The 15,875-nt window shown below is 63.9% G+C and carries 15 protein-coding genes; 5 read left to right on the top strand and 10 right to left on the bottom strand.

Annotation, left to right across the window (positions count from 1 at the left end):
* Positions 1-14: 14 nt before the first annotated feature.
* Entirely contained in the window at positions 15-1,091 is a 1,077-nt protein-coding gene (locus tag MTAI_RS10845; protein WP_027888220.1) for an N-acetylmuramoyl-L-alanine amidase family protein, read from the top strand.
* Here the strand turns inward: MTAI_RS10845 and MTAI_RS10840 are convergent.
* The gene (locus tag MTAI_RS10840) at positions 1,074-1,760 is read right to left on the bottom strand and encodes an HAD family hydrolase (protein ID WP_027888221.1); all 687 of its coding nucleotides are present in this window, start codon (positions 1,758-1,760) and stop codon (positions 1,074-1,076) included. The genes MTAI_RS10845 and MTAI_RS10840 overlap by 18 nt on opposite strands.
* 124 nt (positions 1,761-1,884) lie before the next feature.
* On the opposite strand from MTAI_RS10840, the gene MTAI_RS10835 reads away from it, so the two are divergent.
* From MTAI_RS10835 to phnE, 3 genes are all read left to right on the top strand, one after another.
* A complete protein-coding gene (locus MTAI_RS10835) occupies positions 1,885-2,760 on the top strand; it encodes a phosphate/phosphite/phosphonate ABC transporter substrate-binding protein (protein WP_027888222.1) in 876 nt (291 codons plus the stop codon).
* A gap of 110 nt (positions 2,761-2,870) precedes the next feature.
* Entirely contained in the window at positions 2,871-3,629 is a 759-nt protein-coding gene (phnC, locus tag MTAI_RS10830; RefSeq protein ID WP_027888223.1) for a phosphonate ABC transporter ATP-binding protein, read from the top strand.
* On the top strand, positions 3,626-5,254 hold the full coding sequence (gene phnE / locus MTAI_RS10825; RefSeq protein WP_027888224.1) for a phosphonate ABC transporter, permease protein PhnE: 1,629 nt from the start codon (positions 3,626-3,628) through the stop codon (positions 5,252-5,254). The genes phnC and phnE overlap by 4 nt, the downstream gene beginning before the upstream one ends.
* 102 nt (positions 5,255-5,356) lie before the next feature.
* Here the strand turns inward: phnE and MTAI_RS10820 are convergent, their stop codons facing one another.
* From MTAI_RS10820 to MTAI_RS10790, 7 genes are all read right to left on the bottom strand, one after another.
* Complete coding sequence (locus MTAI_RS10820; protein ID WP_027888225.1) at positions 5,357-6,304, bottom strand: acetyl-CoA carboxylase carboxyltransferase subunit alpha; 948 nt, start codon at positions 6,302-6,304, stop codon at positions 5,357-5,359.
* A gap of 38 nt (positions 6,305-6,342) precedes the next feature.
* Entirely contained in the window at positions 6,343-7,197 is an 855-nt protein-coding gene (gene accD / locus MTAI_RS10815; protein WP_027888226.1) for an acetyl-CoA carboxylase, carboxyltransferase subunit beta, read from the bottom strand.
* 115 nt (positions 7,198-7,312) lie between these two features.
* Entirely contained in the window at positions 7,313-8,263 is a 951-nt protein-coding gene (locus MTAI_RS10810; RefSeq protein ID WP_027888227.1) for a M23 family metallopeptidase, read from the bottom strand.
* Positions 8,264-8,348: 85 nt separating this feature from the next.
* Positions 8,349-8,744, bottom strand: coding sequence for a bactofilin family protein (locus MTAI_RS10805; RefSeq protein ID WP_027888228.1), 396 nt, complete (start codon positions 8,742-8,744; stop codon positions 8,349-8,351).
* 38 nt (positions 8,745-8,782) lie between these two features.
* Positions 8,783-9,685, bottom strand: a complete 903-nt coding sequence (locus MTAI_RS10800) for a M23 family metallopeptidase (protein ID WP_036197139.1) — start codon at positions 9,683-9,685, stop codon at positions 8,783-8,785.
* Between the two features lie 226 nt (positions 9,686-9,911).
* The gene (locus MTAI_RS10795; protein WP_027888230.1) at positions 9,912-10,679 is read right to left on the bottom strand and encodes a nucleoside phosphorylase; all 768 of its coding nucleotides are present in this window, start codon (positions 10,677-10,679) and stop codon (positions 9,912-9,914) included.
* 52 nt (positions 10,680-10,731) lie between these two features.
* The gene (locus MTAI_RS10790; protein ID WP_027888231.1) at positions 10,732-11,829 is read right to left on the bottom strand and encodes an anhydro-N-acetylmuramic acid kinase; all 1,098 of its coding nucleotides are present in this window, start codon (positions 11,827-11,829) and stop codon (positions 10,732-10,734) included.
* A 52-nt stretch (positions 11,830-11,881) separates the two neighbouring features.
* On the opposite strand from MTAI_RS10790, the gene MTAI_RS10785 reads away from it, so the two are divergent.
* Positions 11,882-12,886: a serine hydrolase domain-containing protein gene (locus MTAI_RS10785; RefSeq protein ID WP_027888232.1), complete on the top strand. Its 1,005-nt coding sequence runs from the start codon at positions 11,882-11,884 to the stop codon at positions 12,884-12,886.
* A 331-nt stretch (positions 12,887-13,217) separates the two neighbouring features.
* Here the strand turns inward: MTAI_RS10785 and MTAI_RS10780 are convergent, their stop codons facing one another.
* Together MTAI_RS10780 and recG are read right to left on the bottom strand one after the other, a co-directional pair.
* Positions 13,218-13,463: a hypothetical protein gene (locus MTAI_RS10780; RefSeq protein WP_027888233.1), complete on the bottom strand. Its 246-nt coding sequence runs from the start codon at positions 13,461-13,463 to the stop codon at positions 13,218-13,220.
* Positions 13,464-13,506: 43 nt separating this feature from the next.
* On the bottom strand, positions 13,507-15,858 hold the full coding sequence (gene recG / locus MTAI_RS10775; RefSeq protein ID WP_036197143.1) for an ATP-dependent DNA helicase RecG: 2,352 nt from the start codon (positions 15,856-15,858) through the stop codon (positions 13,507-13,509).
* Positions 15,859-15,875 lie beyond the last annotated feature (17 nt).

Below are 15,875 nucleotides of genomic sequence, written 5' to 3'. Positions count from 1 at the left end.
TATACTCCAAAAAGATGCGGCTTTTAGCCTTCGTCATCGTATGGCTGGCCCCGGTGCTGGCGTTTCCGCGCCTGGGCCTGCACGAAGGCTACACCCGGCTGGTCTTCGACCTCGAGGCCCGAACCCAGTACCAGCTGGCCCAATCCCCTGACACCCTCACCCTGCGCTTCAGCGGCATCGGCGTGGAGGCCGCCGATGTGGATGTGAGCTCACCCCAGGTGGCCTCGTACCAGGTGGTGGTGGCTGGCAACACTGCCACGGTGTTTGTGCGCCTGAGGCCAAACGTTGAGGTCAAGACGGCGGTTCTGGCCGATGGGAACCGGCGGCGCCTGGTGGTGGATGTGCTCGCAGCAGCCCCAAAACCCAGCCCCCCGGCCCAGGCCCCACCCCCTCCCCCCAGGCCCCGCCCCCAGCCCAGGGTGGTGGTGATAGACCCCGGCCACGGCGGCCTCGACCCCGGCGCGGTGGGGTTTGTGGTGGAAAAAGAGGTGACGCTCGATCTGGCCCTGCGCCTGCGCCAGCTGCTGCAAAAAGAGGGCATCGAGGTCGTTCTGACCCGCAGCAGCGACACCCACCTTTCCCCCGACAAGGCCACCGACCTGGGCCTGCGGGCCGAGATGGCCAACTCCAAGCGCAACCTGTTTATCTCCATCCATGTCAACAGCGCGCCCAATGCGGCCCAGGGCATCGAGACCTACTACTTCGGCAGCACCCTGGATCAGAGCCTGCTGGCCCAGGTGATCCGCGAGAACGGTGGGGGTGAGCTGGGTCAGCGCCTGACCCGTGAGGCCCAGAGCGTGGGCGAGCGCCTGGTGCGCGACCTGATCGCCCAGTCCAACCTCAAGTTCTCGCGTCAGCTGGCCCAGTATGTGCAGAGTGCTTTGGTGCAGGCTACGGGCGCAGCCGACCGCGGGGTGCGCCAGGCCCCGTTCTACGTACTTCGCAACGCCCGCATCCCGGCCATTCTGGTGGAGGTGGGCTTCGCCAACCACCCCGTCGAGGGCCGCCGCCTCCAGACCAGCCAGTACCGCCAGACCCTGGCCGAGGCGCTAGCTCGAGGCATCCTGCGCTTTCTAAACAACGGGGAGTAGCCCCACATCGCCCTTCTGTTGGGCAATGCGCAGCAGATCCCATAGCGCCAGGTCGTCCAGGCGGGTGAGCACCAGGTCGGCCTGGCTCAGGTCGAGGTGCCGGGTGAGGGTGTTGGGAATGGCCACCGTAAAAGCCCCCGCTGCCTTGGCGGCCCGCACCCCGTTCAGGGAGTCCTCGAGCACGATGGTTTCCTGGGGCAAAACCCCCAGCCCCTCGGCAGCCCGCAAAAATAGCGCGGGGTCGGGCTTGGTCAGGGTCACATCTTCCTTGGTGCGGATGACCTGGAAATACCCCAGCAAGCCCAGCCGCTCCAGGTGGCCCTCCACCCAGGCCCGCCGCGAGCTACTGGCCACGGCCAACCCCAGGCCCATGGCCTGGGCGGCCTCGAGGTAGTCCAGCACCCCCGGCAAGGGCTGGAGCGACTGGTTGAGGCTTTGCTTGCGCTCGTCCACCCAGCGCTCGATACTTTCTTTGTCCAGCGGCATACCCACGAGCTGCTCCAGGTTGCCGGCCGGGTCGAAGGGGATGGAGTTGTTGCCGATGAAAGGCAGCCAGTATTCCAGGGTCAGCTCGGCCCCATGGGCCTGGTACACCTCCTGCCAGGCCTGAAACTCGCTCTTTTCGGTGTCCAGGATGGTGCCGTCGAAATCGAAGATGAGGGCTTGCATACAGGGGGCATTCTACTTGCTATAGGGCCTGGGCACGGCCACTGGACTCTGAGCACCCCCCGGGTCGCTAAAAATTTTGACCCGATTCAATTCTGACCCAAGCTGGTGTAGGCTAAGCGGCGTTATGAAACGCAGCCTGTTTCTTCTGCTGGCTTTGTTGATGTTTGGTCTGTCGGTCGGTTTGGCCCAGAACCCGGTCAAGGTGCGCATTGGGTTTAACCCCACCCAGAACTCCGACCAGCTCCGCCCGGCGGCCCAGGCCATCGCCGACTACCTCGAGCGCCGCTTCCAGGGGGCCATCGAGGTGGAAATCTTCATCCCCACCGAGTACCGCGGCCTGATTGAGGCCATGCGCGGCGGCAACCTCGACTTTGCCTTCTTCCCGCCCGACGGCTACGTGATTGCCAACCAGGATGTGGGCGCCCAGGTGCTCCTCAAGAGCGTGCGCGGCAACAGCCCCTACTACTGGAGCGCCATCATCGTGCGCAAGGACTCGGGCATCAAGAACGTGCGCGACCTCGAGGGCAAAACCATCGCCTGGGTGGACAAAAACTCTGCTGCTGGCTACGTCTTCCCGCGGGCTGCACTGGTGGCAGAAAAAATTGACCCCGACAAGCTTTTTTCCAAGCAGACCTTTGCCGGTCGGCACGACGCGGCGGTGCTGGCGGTGCTGAACAAGTCGGTGGACGCAGCGGCCACCTTCGCCAACGACAACCGCAACAAGAGCGGGGCCTGGACGCAGTTCCTCAAACCCGAGGAAGCCGCCCAGCTCACCGCTATTTTCTACTCCAAGCCCATCCCCGGCGACACCTTCTCGGTCTCCAAGCAGTTTTACGCCAAATACCCCACCCTCTCGCGCGGCATCGCGGCGGCCCTGCAGGGCATCAAAACCCCGGAGAGCAAGCTCCTGTTTAACCTCTACCGCATCGACTACATGATCCCGGCGCAGGACTCCGACTACGATGTGGTGCGCCAGGCCCGCAAAGTGGCCGGGCAGTAAGCTTATACGCTTTTGACCGCTCATGCCCCCGGTTTTGGCTGGGGGCTTATGATTTGATGGTATGGCTCTGTGGGAAAAGGTGCAGCCCACACAGCCGATCTGGAGAACGCATGATTGAAGTCCGAAACCTTAACCAGACCTTCCAGACCGCCAAGGGGCCTTTGCAGGTTCTGACGGATGTGAACCTCGAGATCGCCCAAGGGGATTTCGTGGCGGTGATTGGGCGCTCGGGGGCCGGTAAGAGCACCTTTTTGCGCACCCTGAATGGGCTGTTGATTCCCACCTCGGGCTCGGTGATTGTCAACGGTACCGATATCACCAAGCTGTCCAAGCGCGAGTTGCAGAAGTACCGCCGCACGGTGGGCTTTATCTTCCAGCAGTTCAACCTGGTCAACCGCCTGAGCGCCCTGGATAACGTGCTGCATGGCCGGCTGGGCTACCTGCCCACCTGGCGCGGCTTGCTGGGGTTGTACAGCGAGGCCGACTACCAGATTGCCCGCCAGCAGCTCGAGCGCGTCGACCTGGCCGCAAAAGAGAACGCTCGAGTGGACTCCCTCTCGGGCGGGCAGCAGCAGCGGGTGGCCATCGCCCGGGCCATGGCCCAGCAACCCACCCTGATGCTGGCCGACGAGCCCGCGGCCAACCTCGACCCGGTGCTCTCGGAGGAGGTCATGCGCACCCTTAAGCGCTTCAACGAGCAGGACGGGGTGACGGTGGTCATCAACATCCACGCCCTCGACCTGGCTCTGAAGTACGCCAAGCGCATCGTCGCTTTCAAGCGCGGGCGGCTGGTGTTTGATGGATCACCAGCACAGCTTACCGAGTCGATCGTCGACGACCTGTACGAGCGCAAGGAGATGCTGGCATGACCGAGCTGCTGTTGTACACCTTGAGCGGGGTGTTCCTGGCACTGCTGATGGGGGTGGCCCGGGGTTCCATGCGGCGCTGGGTGGTGGGCGCTGGGCTGGCTTTGTTAGTGGTTTTTGTGGCCTTTCCCTTCAGCCGGGCCCGGGGCTTTTTGAGCCGCGATACCATAGATCCCACCCTGCTGGGGCTTACACCCGTCTACCCTCTGCTGTTGTTGATTCCCCTGGGTGTGCTCATGGCCCTGACGCTTGCCCGTCGAGGCACGGCTGCCGGATGGGGCGGTGTGCTGGGGGGGGCGGGGGCGGTGCTGGTTGCGGGAAGCTGGTATGTGCAGCCAGCCCAGTTGGTGCGTATGCAGCCCATCAACGGTCTCATGGAGCTGCTGGTGGCCCTTGGGGTGGCCGCCTCGGTGGCCCTGCTTTCGTTTAGCCGCCCCAAACAGCGCGTGCCCATTCTGCTGGCCGCTGTTCTGGCGGGGGCGCTGGCGTTTTACTGGTTTCACGCTCCCCAGGGCGGTGGGGCCTACCTGCCCAAAATCCTGGGCTATTACAAGCTGTTCTCCCCCACAGCGCCGGAGAGCCAGACGGCCATGGTCGAGGCCTACAACCAGGCCCTGCCTGAACTCAACGCCATACGCAAGGAGCTGGGTCAGGAGGAACTCAAGCCCATACAAAGCCTGGCCGACCTGCAAGGAGCCATCCCCCAGCAGGCCTCGAGCGAGGGGTACCGCCTGGTGCAGCCGGCCACAACCCAGTACGGTGCTTTTGGCCTGTTCTTTCTGGCCGGAATCATGCTGGGGGCCGGGCTGGTGCTGCTACGAAACCCCGCGCTGCACGAGCCCGACGATTGGCGCGCCGGTATCTTGATTGCTTTGGTGGCGGGCTGCCTGATTCCGGCATTCGATGCCACCGAGTTCGACCTCAACAAGCTGGTGGTGGGCTGGCCCTTTTTGCAACAGTTCGCCGATAAAGCCTGGCCGCCCCTGCTGGCCGATGCCTCGACGGAGCGCTACCCGTTGCAAGAGGTGCTGAGCCAGATTGCCGTCACGGTACAGATGGCCCTGGTAGGCACCTTTCTGGCTGCGGTTTTTGCCATGCCCATCTCGTTTCTAGCGGCCCGCAACGTGACCTCGGGTACACCCCTGATGCGCTCGGTGTTCTACGTAACCCGCCTGTTTTTGAACGTACTGCGTGGGGTGCCTACCTTGATAATCGCGCTGATTCTGGTGGCAGCGGTGGGTCTGGGCCCTTTCGCTGGGGTGATGGCCATTGCCATCCACTCCCTGACCGAGCTGGGCAAGCTCTACTCCGAGGCCATCGAAAACGCCGATAAGGGCCCGGTTGAGGCCCTGGAATCCACCGGTGCAGCGGGGGTGAACGTGGTGCGCTGGGCCATTTTGCCCCAGGTGCTGCCCCTTTTTGTCTCCTATACCATCTACAACTTCGAGATTAATTTCCGCTCCTCGCTGGTGCTGGGCCTGGTGGGGGCGGGCGGTATCGGCTACTTCATCAACGAGAAGATGGCCTCGGGGCAGTACGACCAGATGATTGTGGGGGTCATAGCGATTGTGGTGGTGGTGAACATCATCGACTTTGCTTCCTCGTGGTTGCGCAGCCGGCTGGTGTGAGCTGAGCCGGGGAAGCTTTGCCACCGGGTTGATTGGGGGCGTGAAAATACAGGGGGCGGTGCATGGATCGCCCCCTGCTTTTGGGTACGTTTTGCTCCGTGACTAGACCTGGTAGCGCCCCAGCCCCCTAAACCGCCGATAGCGGTCTTCGAATAGCTGTTCTGGGCCCAGGCCAGCGAGTTCAGCAAGCGTAGCCTGCAAGGCCTGTTTGATATTGCTCAGGGTGGTGGCGGGGTCGCGGTGGGCCCCGCCGCTGGGTTCGGGGATGATCCGATCCACGATACCCAGGCTCAGGAGGTCGGGGGCCGAGAGTTTGAGGGCCTCGGCGGCTTTGGCGGCTTCTTTGGCGTCGCGCCAGAGGATGGCCGCGCAGGACTCGGGCGAGATCACCGAGTACCAGGCGTTTTCCAGAATCAGCACGCGGTTGCCTACGCCAATCGCCAGGGCCCCTCCCGAGCCGCCCTCGCCCAGGATGATGGCGATGGCCGGCACCCTTAGGCGGGCCATGCGCTGGATGCTCTGGGCGATCACCCAGGCCTGGCCGCGCTCCTCAGCGGAGACGCCGGGGTAGGCACCGGGGGTGTCAATGAATGCAATGAAGGGTCGTCCGAAGCGGTCGGCCAGATCCATCATGCGCATAGCCTTGCGGTAGCCTTCGGGGTGGGGCATGGCAAAGTTGCGCCGGATGTTTTCCTTGGTGTCGCGGCCTTTCTGGTGGCCCACCACCACCACCGAGGTGCCCTCAAAGCGGGCCAGGCCCCCCACCACCGCAGGGTCTTCGCCGTAGGTTCGGTCGCCGTACAGTTCGACAAACTCGCTCATGATGCCCCCGATCACGTCGAGGGTGGTGGGGCGTCCAGGGGCGCGGGCCAGCTGCACCCGCTCCCAGCGGGACAGGTTGCCGAAGGTCTCCGATTTGAGCTGGGCCAGGCGCTCCCGCAGGACTTGAAGCTCGCCGGACAGATCCACCCCGCTGCTGGTAGCAAACCCCTCGAGCTCGGCGATTTTGGCCTCGAGCTCCTCGATGGGCTTTTCGAACTCAAGCGGCATGGGCACCGCCTTTCGTTGGTTTATGCCAGATTGGAAGCCTACCCTGCATGGTTCACCGTCCTGGGGTGGAGCAGCTTGAGGATGCGTGCTACGGTTTCCTTGAGCCGGCGCCGGTCTACCACCTGGTCTACCATGCCGTGTTTGAGCAAAAACTCCGAGCGCTGGAAGCCCTCGGGCAGATCCTGGCGGATGGTTTGCTTAATCACTCGAGGCCCGGCAAAGCCAATCAGGGCACCGGGCTCGGCCAGAATCACGTCGGCAATGGCTGCGAAGCTGGCCGTAACCCCGCCGGTGGTAGGGTCGGTGAGGATGGAGATATAGGGCAGTTTTTGCGCCCATAACCGGTCGAGGGCCAGGGTGGTTTTGGCCATCTGCATCAGCGAAAGCGCCGCTTCCTGCATCCGGGCCCCCCCCGAGACCGAGACGATCACCACCGCCCGGTTTTCCTGGGCGGCCAGTTCGATGCCGCGGGTGATTTCCTCGCCCACCACGCTGCCCATCGAACCCCCGGCAAAGGCGTAGTCCATCACCAGCAGCACGCTTTCTATGCCCCCAATGGTGCAGCGCCCCCCCACGATGGCATCGGGGCGTCCGGCTTCTTTCTGGTAGCGCTCGAGCCGCTTGGGATAGGGCTCGGTATCCACAAAGCCCAGGGGGTCGGTGGGTTTGAGGCCGGTGATCTGCTCGAAGCTGCCGGCATCGGCCAGCATGGCGATGCGTTTGTCGGCAGAGAGCCGCAGGTGGTGCTCGCACTTAGGGCAGACGTGCAGGTTGGTCTCGAGATCTTTCTTGTATATCTGCGCGTCGCACTTGGGGCACTTGACCCACAGCTCGGGAATGTCCCTTGCCTCGCCCTGTGCCCGGCGACGGCGGAAGAGCCGCTCTAAGGCCATAACGCCCTATCTTATACCGCAGAATGAGAATAAGGCGAAACCCCCCTTGCTTTGGACGGGGTTCAAGTTTAGGGCTGCGACTGACGGGTTGCGCTGAGTCGGCATGGATGGGCACTTAGCGAATCGCGGTATAACCCACATAGGGGAGTGGGTCAACGGCCACCCCATACCGGTATACGCTGTAGTGCAGGTGCGGGCCGGTGGAGCGCCCGGTAGAACCAACCGCACCGATCAGGGCGCTTTGTTGAACCTGCTGGCCCTTTTCGACGTAGCTGGACGAAAGGTGTCCATACAGGGTGTGCAGACCATTGCCGTGGTCAATCAGGATCATCAAGCCAAAGATGGGGTTCCAGCCCATCTCGCTCACCGTTCCGGCAGCGGTGGCATAGACCGGTGTGCCCTCGGGTGCGGCAAAGTCTACGCCGTTGTGGAATTCGTAGGCCCCACCGCCAAAAGGATTGGAGCGGTAGCCGAAGGCGGAGGTGAGCGGAGCCTCTACCAGCAAGGGCAGCCCGGTGGGTATGAACAGGGTCGGGCTGGGGGGGCCGCCCTGGGGGGCGGGGCGCCGCAGCACCCGTCCAGGGCGGGGGTCGGGGGGGGGTGGGTTATTGAGCGCGAGGGCGGTGGCCTCGAGCTCGGCTGCAAAACCCTCCACCTGGGAGCGCAGGCTGAGCAGCAGGTTACCCAGATCAATGGGCTCGCCGGCCCCTCGAGGGGCCCCGTCGGGCCTGGGCACCGGGTTGGGCTGGGCTGGCTCGGGCAGGCGCAGCCTGGGTAGGCCGGCCTTGGCGCGGAGCCGGTTGATCTCGGCTTCCAGTACCTTGAGGCTTTGTTGCAGTTGAACAGCCTCGATGCCGTAGGCCTCGTTGCGGCTTTTTTCGGCCTCGAGTTCCAGGCTGAGCTTATAGGCCCGGGCCTCCAGCTGGGCCAGTTGCTGACGCTCGAGTGAGCTTTGGCTCCACCCCAGCAGCACCAGCAACACCAGCAGCACCGGCAAAGCCGCCACCAGCCACAGCGGCACGGTCAGGGTGACGCTCGAGGCAAGGGAGCGGGGCGCTCTCGCCATGACCCATTTAGCCTACAGCAGGAAGGCCGGAGCCTTGGTGACGGCTAACCGCCCTCAAAAGAAAAGCTGCGGCTGGGGGTTTGGGCTATTGACTGCTGCCTGTTTTGGTGTTCTGGGGCAGGGCCCTGGGTTCGCCCGTCTGGCTGCGGCCCACAAACACCGCCCCGGCCTCCACATCCAGGGACATGGCCCGCACGTCCCCTTCTACCCGGGCGCTCTTGGTGATGTGCAGCTTGCCCAGTGCGATAACCTGGGCGCTAACCTGTCCGTGAATGATGATGTTGTTGGCTTTGATCTGATCGCCTTCGATCTGGGCGTTGCTGCCGATCTCCAGGTCGCCTTCAACTGTGACCGATCCCTTGATCTTCCCGTCGATGCGGGTGTTGCCTGGGGCTCTAAGGTTGCCTTCGATCTCACTGCCCTCGCTCAGGTAGGTGAGCGCAGCTGGATTGGGTTTACGTCCTCCACCTAACACCGCCATAGTTTACACCCCTGCCCATCAAACTTACCGCGGCCTGCTCAGTCTAGGTAGGGAATCGGATTAACCTCGCCCCCGTTGCGGAAAACCGTGTAGTGCAGGTGGGGCCCGGTTGAGCGGCCCGTTGAGCCCACCTGCCCTACCACATCGCCGCGCTCGAGGCGTTGCCCAACCCGTACCGTGATGGAGGATAGGTGCCCATACAAGGTGCGGTAGCCGTAACCGTGATCCACCACCACCGCTAGGCCAAAGGGGCCCTTCCAGCCGGTCTCGATGACCCTGCCGGCCCCGGTGACCCGCACGGGGGTGCCGTAAGAGGCAGGGAAGTCCAACCCGTTATGGAACTCAAAGCCCCAGCCAAAAGGGTTGCGACGGTAGCCGAAATACGAGGTGATCCGGGTCTGTCCACGAATGGGGTAGCCGTAGGGCAGGGCGGCTTCCCGCTCAAGGGTTTCGTTGAGCGCTGGAGACACCTCGCTCAGCTTCTCAGAAAAAGCCTGGGTTTGCTGCTCAGCAAACTTAAAGACGTCCTCGAGCGCCGCCGGGGTTGCAGCCCCGCCGCGCCCACCGCCCTCGTTGCGGGTTGGGGTGAGCTTGATTTTGGGCATCCCGGCCCGCTCGCGCAGGGTGTTGATCTCTTTTTCGAGCACCTCGAGCTGCCGCAGAATGCGCTGGGCATCCTGGCTGAGTGCGTTGTTGCGGGTGCGCTCAGCTGCCAACTGGTTGTTGAGCTTGCGGGCCTGATCCGAAAGACTTACCAGCTGAATTTGAAGGCTGCGCATCTCAGCGGTGCGCTGCCAGAGCCAGAGGTTCAGCCCGCTCCAGACCAGCAGCGCCAGCACCACCACCAGTGGAACCCACACGGGCAAGGAAAACGTCCGCGGGGCGGCGCCGGTGCGGGCCAGCCACAGGGTATAGCGCACAGGGTGTCGGCGCAGCGGCATCAGGTGCTATAAGTAACGCCGCCTTATGGTTAAAGTCAAGGGGCCTTTAATCGACCCGACCCAATTTCTCATCTTCAGGCCCTTCCGGATTTACCCACGCGCAGCTAGCAATTGTGACGCGGTGAGATATTCTGATGAGAGTTTATTTAGGGGACGGGGCGTTACATGAACGATCCTTAGTGGTTCAGAACACTTTTTTCTAAAGCGATTATTAGTTGGGCAAAGGTTAGGCAAACTGCGCGGCTGCCTCGATGGCTACGTCAATGGCGCGCTGTACTGCCAGGCCCTTGGCCTCCAGGATGGGCTGCTCGGCCCGGGTGCGCTGCGCGATGATGCCGCAGATGCAGGCGGCGGCAAACCCGTAGACGTTGCCCATCTTGAACAGGGTGCCGGCCTCCATCTCGTAGTTGAGTACGCGCAGGTGGCGGTACTCCTCGGTGATTCCCTGCAGGCTCCTAAGCAGGTGGGGATTGGCCGAGCCGGTGCGCTCCTGCCCCTCGTAAAAGGTGTCTACCGAGGCGGTGATGCCCAGGGCGTACTCGACACCCAGGCGCTGGGCGGCCTCCACCAGGGCCACGGTGAGGAAGGGGTCGGCGCTGGCCGGGTACTCGGGGGGGGCGATGTCGTTGGCCGCGCCCTGACGGCACAGGGCTGCCTTAGAGATCACCACGCTGCCAGGTTTTACGTCCTCCTGGATGGAGCCGCTGGTGCCCACCCGGATGATGGTGCGGATGCCAATTTGCACCAGCTCGTTAACCACGATGCTCAGGCTGGGGGCGCCCATGCCGCTGGTGGCTGAAATGATGGGCCGTCCGTTGGGCAAAAAACCGAGATAGCTGTTCAAGCCTCGGTTTTCCGAGAGGGTTTTGATCTGGCTTAGCTTGGTTTGGGCTATCTGGGTCGCGCGGTTGGGGTCGCCGCTCAGAAGAGCCAGGGTGGGGCGCTGATCGCCCAGGTCTTCGGGCCCGAAGCCGATGTGGTACAGGTCTGCCATAGGCCCATTATGGCACTCGAGGCCCCGCCATCAAGCCAGCCATGCCAGGGCTTCAACCGGTTAGACCACGGCGGGTAGAAGGCAGGGTGATCTTGCCCGCGATGGCGCTCTGGCTCGCCCCTGTAACTTGTTGCAGGACGTTGGGCAGCTCGAGGTAGCGCAAATACCCCAGCACTGCAAAACACAGGGCCTCCCGGTGCTTGGCGTTCAGCCCCCTTTCTGCAAAGGTATATACCGGAACCGGTAACAGGGCCTTGAGGTGTTGCATGAGGGTGGGGTTGTAGGCTCCACCGCCAGCCACCCAGATTTCGTCGAGGCCCATGGGTATCACAAATGCTTGGTAGGCCTGGGCGATGGAGCGGGCCGTGAACAGGGTCAGGCTGGCGAGGAGCCGGGCCGGTGGAAGCGTTCCGTCCTGCTCGAGCTGCTCTAGGTTCCAGGTTTCGCGCCCGGTCGATTTGGGGGGGGTGCGGGCAAAGTAGGGGTGTTGCAGCCAGGTTTCTACCCGATTGAGGTCGGGGAGGCTCGAGGCCGCTATCTTTCCATCGGTGTCCTGGTGCAGCCCCAAACGACCTGCGGCTTCGTCGAGCAGGGCGTTGCCAGGGCCGGTGTCGAAGGCCAGCACCTTGCTGGGGTTCAGGTCGGCGGGCAGGTAGGTCAGGTTGGAGATGCCCCCGATGTTGTGGATGGCCCTGTTGACCCCTTTTTCTCCATAGAGCAGCAGGTCGGGATAGGGTACCAAGGGCGCACCTTCCCCGCCTAGGGCCAGGTCGGAGGGGCGAAAATCGGAGACCACCGGTACGCCCAGGGCCTCCGCCAGGTAAGCGGGCTCGCCTATTTGCAAGGTGGTGTGGGGGGGTTCGTGCCAGACGGTTTGTCCGTGGGAGGCTGCTAGGTCTACCTGGCCCTTGAAATCGGCAGCCGCTTCTGCATAAAAACGGCCCAGGGCATGGTGCAGCAGGGCCACCTCGCGGGTCGTAACCTGCGACTTCAAGGTGCGGATAATCTGGGCGCGCAGCTCGTCCGGAAAAGGGGCTTCTTTGTGGCGAAGCACCCGCCAGTCGAGCTTAGGAGGCCGACCCTCCAGCTCGGCCAGCACCAGATCCACCGCGTCCACCGAAGTGCCGGACATCAGACCTAAAACGCGCATAGCCCAGACTCTACCCCTATTCGCTCTGTGAGCGATATAGACTGGGGGGGTCATGCTCAAAAAGGCTTCGCAGATTGTTACAAGCGCGGTTGAATCGGGTCGAATACCGGGGGCTGCACTGGGCGTGGTGGGCCTGGATGGTTCCATGGAGATGTTTTGCAGCGGGGTCAAGCACCTGCAAAAACCAGCACCGGTTGACCCCGATACCCTTTTTGACCTGGCCAGCCTGACCAAGGTGCTCTTCACCGTGCCGCAGGTGCTGCATTTGGTGGAGGAGGGGCTGGCCGACCTGGACGACCCGCTCTCGAGCTTCCTGCCCGAGCTGGCCTGGATGCAGGGAAACGAGCTGCCCAGCCGCACCCTAAGGCAGCTGCTAACGCATGTGGCCGGGTTGCCGGCCTGGGAGGCCGTTTATACCTGGGGTGGGGAGGCTCACACCCTCAAGCACCGGGTTTTGCAGCACCGCTGGGTAGTGGGGCCGGCGGGCGCGCATGTGTACTCGGATATTGGCTACATCCTGCTGGGGTTGGTGCTGGAGCGGGTAAGGGGTAAGGGCTTGGATGTTTTTACCCTTCCGGAGGGCCTGGTGTTCAACCCCCCCAACCCCGAGCAGTGTGCTGCTACCGAGCACGACCCCTGGCGCGGGCGGGTTCTGCAGGGTGAGGTGCACGACGAGAACTGCTTTGCCCTGGGCGGTGCTACCGGGCACGCCGGGCTTTTTGGCAGTCTGAAGGGTGTTCTGGCCTATGTCCACCGTCTGATGAAGGGCGAGGTGCTCTCCCCGGCGGCACTGGCGGAGATGCGGCGTCCGCAGCATGCCGAGCGGGCCCTGGGCTGGCTTGTGCCAAACCCTCCCTACAGCGGCGGCAGCCTGTGCAGCCGCCAGACCCTGGGACACACCGGGTTTACCGGAACGGGGGTCTGGATGGATTTTGAGCGGGGCTATGCCTGGGTTTTGCTGACCAACCGGGTACACCCCAGCCGGCACCGGGAAACCGGCGTCCAGGAACTGCGCCGGGCGGTGGGCAATGCCATTGCGGCTGCTTGGAAAGGCTGATTTACTCCAGGGCCTCGTCGGCTGGGGCACCCTCGAGGACACCCTGCCATAGCAGCACCAGGATCGGTACAGCGACCACCAGAAGCAGCAGCAACGACACAAGCCCTTCCACAACGCTAAGGTAGCCCGGATTGGTCAGGGGGTGGTCATACCGGATTCAAAAAGATAATCTTCAAACAAGAAACATTCAGAGGCTCCTAGAGCACACCCCTCGCTACGCTCGGCGAAGAAAGCGTATCCCTTCCAAGGGGCGGTATCGCCCTCCACTACGCGGATAACTTCGGTCGGGTTAGTTTGCCGCCATCCGGCGCCGAACTAACCGAATCTGGTATCAGTTGGAAGCCTCGTCGCGGCTGGGGTGTTTGCGCTTGGAGGATTGATTGGCCCTGATGCCGGCCTCGAAGTCGATCTCCATGGGGGGGCGGTCGTCCATATCCACAAACACCGAGGGGTGGCTGGGCCGCTTCCGCGGCTGTTGTGGAGCGCCCGAACGCTGGCTCAGGCGCCCCAGCTGGAAGGAGGTCAGCGCGACCAGCGCCAGCAGCACCAGCACCCCTAAGGCCCATTCCAGGGACATGGCTTTATGCTACTGCAAAATGCCGGGGCGTGCCGAACCCCCTCTAAATCACCTCGCGGAAGCCAATGGCCTCGGCCCGGGCCTGGAGTTCGCGCTTTAAGAGGGCGTGTTCGGGCCTATCCAGATAGGGGTCGGCCTCCAGAATGGCCTTGGCCAAGGCCCGGCTCTGCTCGATGATGGCCTGGTCGGAGGCCAGGTCGCCCAGCCGCAGGTCGGGCAGGCCCGACTGGCGGGTGCCCCGCAGCTCGCCGGGGCCGCGCAGCCTGAGATCCTGCTCGGCGATGTAGAAGCCGTCGGTGGATTCCTCGATCACCCGCAGGCGCTCGAGGGTGCGCTTGGAGGTTTCGCCGGCGATCAGGATGCAGTAGGACTCCAGCCCCCCCCGCCCCACCCGCCCGCGCAGCTGGTGCAACTGGGCCAGCCCGAAGCGCTCGGCGTTTTCGATGATCATCAGGGTGGCCTGGGGAATATCCACCCCCACCTCGATCACGGTGGTCGAGACCAAAAGGTCGAAAGCCCCTTGTTTGAAGCGCTCCATCACTGCGTCCTTTTCCTCGGGCCTCATCCTGCCGTGCAGCAGGTCAATGCGCACGTCGGGGAGTAGGGTTTCCAGCTCCTCGCGCAGCCGGGTGGCCGCGGCCAGTTCGGCGGTGGCCTCCGACCCGCCCTCTTCGATCATGGGGGTGACCACGAAGACCTGGTGGCCTTTTTTGATCTCCTGCCGGGCAAAGGCGTAGGCCTGGGTGCGGGTTTTCTGGGTGAGGATCTTGGTGCGGACGGGGGTGCGGCCGGGGGGAAGTTCGTCGATCTGGGAGACCTCGAGGTCGCCGTACAGGGTGAGGGCCAGCGAGCGCGGGATGGGGGTGGCCGACATCACCAGCACATCGGGGCGAGCGCCCAGCAGCCGGCGGCGCTGCAGCACGCCGAAGCGGTGTTCCTCGTCGATGACCGCCAGGCCTAAGTCGTGGAATACCACCCCGTCCTGGATGAGGGCATGGGTGCCCACCACCACCTGGGTCTGGCCGCTTTTGATCCGCTCCAGCACGCGCTTTTTTTCGCCATTCGACATGGAGCCCACCAGCAGATCCACCGAAACCCCCAGCGGGTAGAGGTAGCGGGTGAGGTTTTCGAAGTGCTGCTTGGCCAGGATCTCGGTAGGGGCCATCAGAGCCCCCTGGGCCCCGTTCTGGGCTGCCACAAAGAGCGCGGCGGCGGCCACCGCGGTCTTGCCCGAGCCCACGTCGCCCTGCACCAGCCGGGCCATCTGCCGCTCGGACTGCATATCGGCCAGGATCTCCGAGAGCACCCGTTCCTGCGCGCCGGTCAGGGTAAACGGCAGGGCGGCGCGGAAGCGCTGGAGCATCTCGGGGGTGACCCGGAAGACCCGGCCCAGAAGCGCCGAGCCCCCGGACTCGATCATCACCTTGAGCTCTAAAAGCAAGAACTCGTCGAACTTGAGACGCTGGAGGGCCTGCTCGAGCTGTTCTTCCGAGCCGGGGAAGTGGGCCTGCCGCAGCGCCCTGTCCAGCGGCATCAGGGCCTCTTGCTTTAAGTAGGCCTCGAGGGGGTCGGGTATGGTGTGGAAGGCCTCGAGGGCCCGCCAGGCCGCCCGCCGTAAAAAAGCCTGCCCCACCCCCTCTTTGGCGGGGTAGACCGGCACGATGCGTCCGGTGGAGAGCGACTCGCCGCCCTCGTCCTCGAAGTACTCCACCATCAGCGAGGTAACACCCCCGCGCTTCTGCACCCGCCCCGACAGGACCAGGCTGGCCCCCTCGGGCAACTGCTTGAGCACCCAGGGCTGGTTGAACCAGACGCCGGTAAACTTCCAGCCCCAGGCATCCATGAAGCGCACCTGCACCAGCTGCAGGCCCTTTCTGGGGGTTTTGACCAGCTCCCGGCTCAGCACCTTGCCCACCACGGTGGCTTTGGCCCCGTCCGGGGCCTCGCGGATGCTTTGCAGGGTGCGGCGGTCCTCGTAGCGGCGGGGGTAGTAATGCAGCAGGTCGCGCAGGGTGCGGATGCCCAGCTCGGCCAGCTTTTTTCTGCCGCCGGGCCCCAGGTAGAGGGCTTCCACGGGGGTGTCGAAACTCACAGCCTCCAGCGTACCGGGCCTGGCGGCGGGGGGTTCGGGGCGTGAAGGTGGGCTCGGGGCAACCTGTTCCCCCAGCAGCTCGAGGGCTTTTATCAGCCGCTCTTTGCGGGCTTCGACCTCCATCTGGCGGTACCCGGCCAGCAGCCGGCCCACCTCGGGGAAGGGCTGGCCCAGGTTCTGAATCAGCTTTTCCAGGCCCCCGGCCACCACCCGGTCTTGAGCCCCATCGGCCAGTTCGCGCGCGATGGGGCGGATGAGGCGGGCTTTGAGCTCTTCGCGGGTCACGTGCTCCTCTTTTTTCATTCTAGCGAAGCCCCCAG

Origin of the sequence: Meiothermus taiwanensis WR-220 (assembly GCF_003568585.1) — a bacterium.
Classification (GTDB): domain Bacteria; phylum Deinococcota; class Deinococci; order Deinococcales; family Thermaceae; genus Meiothermus; species Meiothermus taiwanensis.
This window is presented reverse-complemented; position numbering and strand designations above follow the sequence as displayed.